The sequence below is a fragment of the Pseudomonas prosekii genome (genome assembly GCF_900105155.1).
Lineage (GTDB): Bacteria > Pseudomonadota > Gammaproteobacteria > Pseudomonadales > Pseudomonadaceae > Aquipseudomonas > Aquipseudomonas prosekii.
The window spans coordinates 4,586,357-4,592,500 of sequence record NZ_LT629762.1; the positions used below are offsets into that span (position 1 = coordinate 4,586,357).

6 protein-coding genes (1 of these 6 running past the window's edge) are annotated in these 6,144 nt (G+C 43.4%); 5 read left to right on the forward strand and 1 reads right to left on the reverse strand.

Translation table 11 applies throughout. From position 1 onward, the window contains the following. Nucleotides 1–68 precede the first annotated feature (68 nt). The 4 genes from BLU01_RS20875 to BLU01_RS20890 all read left to right on the forward strand — a co-directional run bounded on the left by BLU01_RS20875 (nt 69) and on the right by BLU01_RS20890 (nt 5,163). Nucleotides 69–287 carry a helix-turn-helix domain-containing protein gene (locus BLU01_RS20875; protein WP_197675565.1) on the forward strand — a complete coding sequence of 73 codons (219 nt, stop codon included), beginning with the start codon at nt 69–71 and terminating at the stop codon, nt 285–287. A gap of 385 nt (nt 288–672) precedes the next feature. Then, complete coding sequence (locus BLU01_RS20880) at nt 673–1,824, forward strand: hypothetical protein (protein ID WP_157720177.1); 1,152 nt, start codon at nt 673–675, stop codon at nt 1,822–1,824. A 203-nt stretch (nt 1,825–2,027) separates the two neighbouring features. Continuing rightward, nucleotides 2,028–4,118: an AAA family ATPase gene (locus BLU01_RS20885; protein WP_092279068.1), complete on the forward strand. Its 2,091-nt coding sequence runs from the start codon at nt 2,028–2,030 to the stop codon at nt 4,116–4,118. 397 nt (nt 4,119–4,515) lie between these two features. Beyond that, nucleotides 4,516–5,163 (forward strand): recombinase family protein, encoded by a 648-nt coding sequence (locus tag BLU01_RS20890; RefSeq protein ID WP_092279070.1) that lies wholly within the window; start codon nt 4,516–4,518, stop codon nt 5,161–5,163. Between the two features lie 242 nt (nt 5,164–5,405). Here the strand turns inward: BLU01_RS20890 and BLU01_RS20895 are convergent, their stop codons facing one another. After that, on the reverse strand, nt 5,406–5,606 hold the full coding sequence (locus BLU01_RS20895) for a helix-turn-helix domain-containing protein (RefSeq protein WP_092281682.1): 201 nt from the start codon (nt 5,604–5,606) through the stop codon (nt 5,406–5,408). 76 nt (nt 5,607–5,682) lie between these two features. Here BLU01_RS20895 and BLU01_RS20900 point away from each other — a divergent pair, with 76 nt between their 5' ends. Then, nucleotides 5,683–6,144, forward strand: the 5' portion of a protein-coding gene (locus BLU01_RS20900; RefSeq protein WP_157720178.1) for a hypothetical protein. Its footprint extends 180 nt past the window's final position; the window shows 462 of its 642 coding nt (coding positions 1–462); its start codon is at nt 5,683–5,685; the stop codon falls past the right edge of the window.

Genomic DNA, 6,144 nt, shown 5'->3' on the forward strand with positions numbered 1-6,144 from the left:
CATCCAAAAACGCGCGATGTCACGATTAGTGTGTTCACGATTAGATCACATCAGCACACGATATGGGAATGCCTTCTTCCTCCCTACGCCATCGCTTCGGTCATCGAGTACGTGAGCTTCGTCTTGCCACAGGCATGACCCAAGAAGCCTTCGCGGACAGGTGTGGTTTCGCCCGTACCTACATGTCGAGAATCGAGACCGGGGGAGCTAATCCCAGCCTAGATGCAATCAAAACGCTCGCTGACGCGCTGAAAGTCGATCTATCGTCCTTATTTGCAGAGATTTGACTCCTGGGTGTGCTAAGTAGCACTTGAACGGTGTGACAACTATGCTGTGCAAGTTTCCAAGCGCTAGTTCGAATCAATTCTTCCATTGCGCTAGCAGTTCTTACACGACAGAGACGTATAGAGCTATAAAACCGCAGGTTCATGCATAGAAAGTTTATTAGGGTGCTTGCTAACCTGAAAATCACATCGAACCCTGCTTGGACTCTCAAAGTACACGGTGTGTTAAGAAGTTTATAGAAACTACGAAATGTTACGACTCCAATTAAAGGTCGCTAGTCATTTAAAAGTATACGGCTCACTCCTGAAGGCCCTTGTCTGGATGGCGGAAGTGACTTGTAAAAACTGTAAATAATGACGGAGAGCAACTAGATGTAGTGGAGTGAAGGTGAAAGATAAATATTGCGATTACTGTGGAAAGGTTATAAATCGTGGGTCTCCCCAATATTATAGGAAGAAGTACTGTTGTGAGTCTCACAAACAGATGCATAATCGTCGTAAGAAAAATATCGGTACCCGTCAAACTAAGAGATTAAGTAATCTTCCTGTGAATAAAGAATGGCTTTACATTGCGCGAGAATGCAAACGCGCAGGTACAGTTCAGATAATGTCTATGCATACTGTTGATTCATTAAGGGAGCTGATACAACTAATTTGTAGCCATCCAAAAGGAAATATGGAGATAAACCATGTATATCCAGTTAATGGTTACGATAGAATAGGACTTCTTCATCCGCTTAATCTCTTCTATGGTGGGTCTGCCCAAAATAGAAAGTTTGGTAAGAAAAGTTTTGAGGGCGCGGGCTATTCGATAAGCCGTACAGAGCTTAACGACAAATGGTCTATTTCTAAAGAAACTAGCGATAAAAATACTCTAAAACTATTAATGAAATTTCTGGGTGGGGTTTTGCTTGAGTATGTCAAAACCTATCCTGTTAACCAATATGGCAAGATAAAAATTATTGATTCAATAATAAAGCTAGATAAGACTGGAAAGTATACAAGAGAAAATCTAATTAGCATGCCTTCCTTTGGTCTCTCTTCGATCAAAGCTGAATTGCATGGAGTCAAGTTAAACGGATTTTATCTGCCTCCAAGAAAAAACAGATCTAAAGTGCTTATATACTTGGAGGAGTTAAGTCGCATATCACGCGACGCATCGGGCTCTTGGGCGGAAAACTGCGAGTATATGAAAAGTGTATTCTTGGCGGGAGCCGCTGCTTTATTAAACGCCGGTTATCAACCTGAACTATCTGAAATTTATAAAACATACGGGCGCGATGCCATCCGTCACGAAAATAGGTTCATGAGAAAGGCGGGTAAAGCTAAGTACTCGTCCTTTAAAGACTTTTTGTACCTGCAAACGGCTGATTGTTTAGTAGGGAAAAAAATTGATAAGAAAATGCTTTCTAGTGTAGTAGATAAGTACACGGAAACTAGAAAGGGAGATTACACTTTTCGTATCAGCTCTATTGATCTTACAGGCTGTTCCGAATATCACCCCGACGCATTTGAAGAGCATATGATGTACATGTCATAGAAGTTTCGTCGAGAGGATTAAAAACAGTTATCCCTTACCTATACCGCCTTTCGTGATTTTGTGGGGTTCAAGATTAACCTTTTCGCACTACACACGGTGGCTGTAGCGAGGTAAAGTATCAAAAGCGATTAGGTCTTGGTAGGCTGTACTTATGGCGAAAATGCACTATGCTGTCTCTACGCAATCATGACAGGGAGTGCAGAATGTTTATTGAAGTTAAAAATTGCAACAATATCGATTCTGGCGGTATTGAGTTGACACCCAATCAACTAAATATTAAATACGCAACTAATGGAACGGGAAAAAGTACCGTAGCAAAAGCTATTTCGTTCTCGATTGGGGACCGGTCGGACGGTGGTAAGAGATTGAAGGATCTCACGCCATTTAAAGGCTATGGTGCATCGCCATTAGAGCCGACTGTTACAGGTACTGATACTTTTTCGAACCTCCGTGTATTTGATGAAGGCTATATCAACGATTTCGTATTTCAGCCAACAGAGCTCATCAAAGGCAGTTTCGATATTTTTATTCGAGGCGCCGATTATGAGGCGGGAATGCAGGAAATTGCAGTACTCACAAGTGAAACAAAAAACTTACTTACGTCCGACCCGGAAATTTCACAACTAATTTCCGACCTTGGTGAATTGCTGCTGGCGTTTGGAAAGCAAGTTAAGTCTGGACTGCACGCTTCAAGCAATATTGCGAAAGCTTTTAAAGGTGGCAATCGTGTATCCTCAATCCCAACAGGGCTGGAAAAGTACACAAATCTAATTCAATGCGAGCAAAACTACAAATGGATCAAATGGCAGCAGGAAGGAAAAGATTTCTTAGACATATCTTCTGACTGCCCTTATTGTACACATGATGTGGCTGATACTCGTGAGCTAATATTGAAGGTGACCGACGTCTATGATGCTAAATCAGTCGAAAGCCTAAACAAGGCAATCGTCACATTCTCAAAGCTCGATAAATATTTTTCCGACGAAACGCGAAAGAAGATCGCTGAGTTTATAACTAATATCGACGGCTACTCTGACGCTGAAGCTGCGTATATTGTTGAGGTTCGGCGGCAAATCGAGCAATTAGCTGCCGATTTGGGAAAAGCGACGAATCTTGGGTTTTCTTCCTTAAAAAACGTAGATGGCATAATTGAAGAGGTCAAAAAACATAAGATTGACTTAAGTCTATATGTTCACCTTAACTCATCATCCTCAGCTGAGAAAATCGACATTGTGAATCGCGGGGTTGACTGTTTACTTGAGAAAGCAGGAAAGCTACAGGGCGGAATTGCAAAGCAGAAAATTCTAATAGAAAAGCTAGTTAAAAAAAACAGTACTGGCATTAACGACTTCTTGCGTAACGCAGGTTATCATTATTCGGTAAAAATAATTGAAATTGGAGAAACTTATCAACTTCGACTTATACACAATACCGTTGACAGTGAAATCGAAAATGTTAAATCTCACTTGAGCTATGGTGAGCGCAATGCTTTTTCTCTAGTTTTATTTATGTATGACTGCCTGAAAAGTGGTGCAGATCTAGTAGTTCTGGACGATCCAATATCATCTTTTGATAAAAACAAAAAATATGCCATCGTGGACGCTCTTTTTAGGAAAGATAACTCGTTCAAAGACAAAACTGTACTTTTACTGACCCATGATTTTGAACCCGTTGTAGACATGATGCTTCATCACCCTGACCGCTTCAGTAAGCCGACCGTGGCTTTCCTTGAGAATAAAGGAGGGGTGCTGACCGAAGTTCCTATAGCGCGCTCTGATATTAAAACATTTATTGACATAGCGATAGATAATGCGCAGCTGCCGATCCCGGAAATTAATCGACTTGTGTATTTGCGACGTTACTATGAAATAACCAGTAATAAAAGATTTAGCTTTGATATACTTTCTAGCTTGTTCCACAAAAGAAATAATCCGTCGCGTATCGGTCAAAATGGTTTTATTGATTTAACGGAGGATGAGGTGGTGGAGGGCGTAACGCATATTCAAAGATTTATTCCGACATTCGATTATGCAGCAATCCTCGCTTTACTGAATGATGATCAACAAATGAAAGCGCTCTATTTTGCCTCAGAGAACAATTACGAAAAGTTGCATCTATATAGAGTTCTGTTCGACGACAAGCCCTCTGAGATTGAATCAGATGTAATTAGAAAATTTATAAACGAAGCATTTCATATTGAGAATAATTACATCTATCAGCTAAACCCGTCTCAATTTCAGCTTGTCCCGCAATACGTAATTGATGAATGCGACGTGTATGTTGATGGCATATAACTTCGGCATATAGCGTCAATTCGGCTTGAGTCGTTAAATCGAGAGTTCAAAATCAGAAGCCTGCCCAGATTGGCAGGCTTTCCCATCGCTCTGATCCTTGCTACTCCAATCAGACCGCGTTAGCCGCAGCAATTCAGAAGTTGCTCCTTCGGCAATTTCAATTGGTTCGGCCATAGCACATAACAACGCCAGTGGCGGTGGATAACCCTCTAAAAAAAGCTTCAGACCAGCATCGCCGGGATTCTCAATTTGACGCGATAATCACTGTCAAAGAAGTCTACCGTTACGAGAATGATAGAAGCAGAAAGGAAGACTCTCAAATAGATACTAGCGTATCTCTAAATGATAGATTATCATTGCGCTATACATTTGCATGTCTTAATGAGGGTTTTCTTCCATGGTCTCTGCACACCTCTATCTCCGAGCGTCAACACAAGATCAGGATGCGAACCGGGCTCGCGCAGATTTGCTGGCTTTTGCAGCCAGCCGAAACTACGAGGTGGCAGGGATCTATGCCGACAATTTCTCCGGCACCAAATTGCAACGGCCTGAACTCCACAGGCTGTTGACCAGTGCGGAGTCTGGACAAGTCTTGTGTGTTGAGTCGGTGGATCGCCTTTCTCGGCTCAGCCAAACGGATTGGGAAACCCTCAAAGGAACGATCAATTCAAAAGGTTTGAGGCTAGTGGTAGCTGACCTACCTACTAGTTGGGAACATCTGGACAGCCACTCTAGTGGGCGCAGTGATATTGCGGGTTCTGTAATGCACGTGATCAATAACATGCTCATTGATCTGATGGCGACGATGGCCCGCCTTGATCAAGAAAAGCGTGTAGAGCGGATCAGGCAGGGCATCGCCAACAAGAGGGCGGCTGATCCGTCCTGGAAGGCTGTAGGGAAACGGAAGAACACCGAGAAATGGCAGCGGGTAGAAAAGCTTCTCAAAGGTCAAACGGCCTCGAACATGACAATTAAAGAGATTGCCCAAGCTGCAAGTGTCGGCGAAGCCACTGTTTACAGAATCAAAAAAGAGCTTGGCGCGTAACCTTATTATCCTGCTTGTCTCCCTGTTATTCATGTGAAAGGCGATTCTGATCTCAGAATCGCCTTTCACGTCTCCGCCATGATCCTGCCTTTAATCAGATGAGCCTTCAGTAAAGTTAATGGTTACCAACTCAACTCTGTGAACTCCGAGGCGACGAAGGGCTTCCAAATCCGCTAAAAGGACCGTTCCTGGCAATACCAGTATGCCAAGAACGTTTCCTGCGAGATCTACTATACGAAGACTCAACGGCTATTCTCCTGAGCTTGTCGCTTGACGAATGCTTCTAGAGTTTTTACTCGTACCAGCCTTCGTCTCCCCAATTTGAATGTTTGAATTTCCCCCTTTTTGATCATTTCATAGAGCATGGATCTGGCAACGCCAATCAAGCGTGCGGCTTCTTCTATCCCAACCGAGATAGGTGCTAAGAGGTTGGTTTGGTTCATAAGGGGCGGCCTCTGCTGCTTCATGACGCAGCGACTGCTGCATCCGAGGTGCCACAGTAAGTGTGGTGCCACATCGATGTCAACATATCTTCGTTGTGTGTCTGCCGGTGATGTGGCAAGCTTGCTGAAATCCACACACGTCTGGAATCCAGCTATGGTCGTACGAAAAAAAGTAGAAACGATTCACCTGCGCGTTAGCGCAACCTCCAAAGCCTGTCTTGAAGGGCTGGCAAATGTGATGGGGAAAACGTCTACGCGTGTGCTTGAAGAACTGATAGCTGAAGCGGCAGAGAAATGCGTGATCGAAGGGACCGACGCAACAATTGACGTCAATCTCTATTCGGATGGTGAATGGACGTTGCAGAAGGCGTTGCAATTGGCTCATATACCCGAAGAGCCAATTCTCAAAAAGCTTAGGACGTATTTTTTGGCAGACGAAGCGATGAGTCGAAAGGACTGCATTTTTTTAGAGGCAATTTTGTGGTCACCCGATGTCTTCTCCGGCGACACGGATATATTTCTTGAATCGGAGCGTATT

What these genes read in the sequence shown, in the direction of transcription:
- BLU01_RS20890 (WP_092279070.1), top strand. Translation starts at nt 4,516, where the DNA reads ATGGTCTCTGCACACCTCTATCTCCGAGCGTCAACACAAGATCAGGAT.
- BLU01_RS20885 (WP_092279068.1), top strand. Translation starts at nt 2,028, where the DNA reads ATGTTTATTGAAGTTAAAAATTGCAACAATATCGATTCTGGCGGTATT.
- BLU01_RS20875 (WP_197675565.1), top strand. Translation starts at nt 69, where the DNA reads ATGCCTTCTTCCTCCCTACGCCATCGCTTCGGTCATCGAGTACGTGAG.
- BLU01_RS20895 (WP_092281682.1), bottom strand. Translation starts at nt 5,606, where the DNA reads ATGAACCAAACCAACCTCTTAGCACCTATCTCGGTTGGGATAGAAGAA.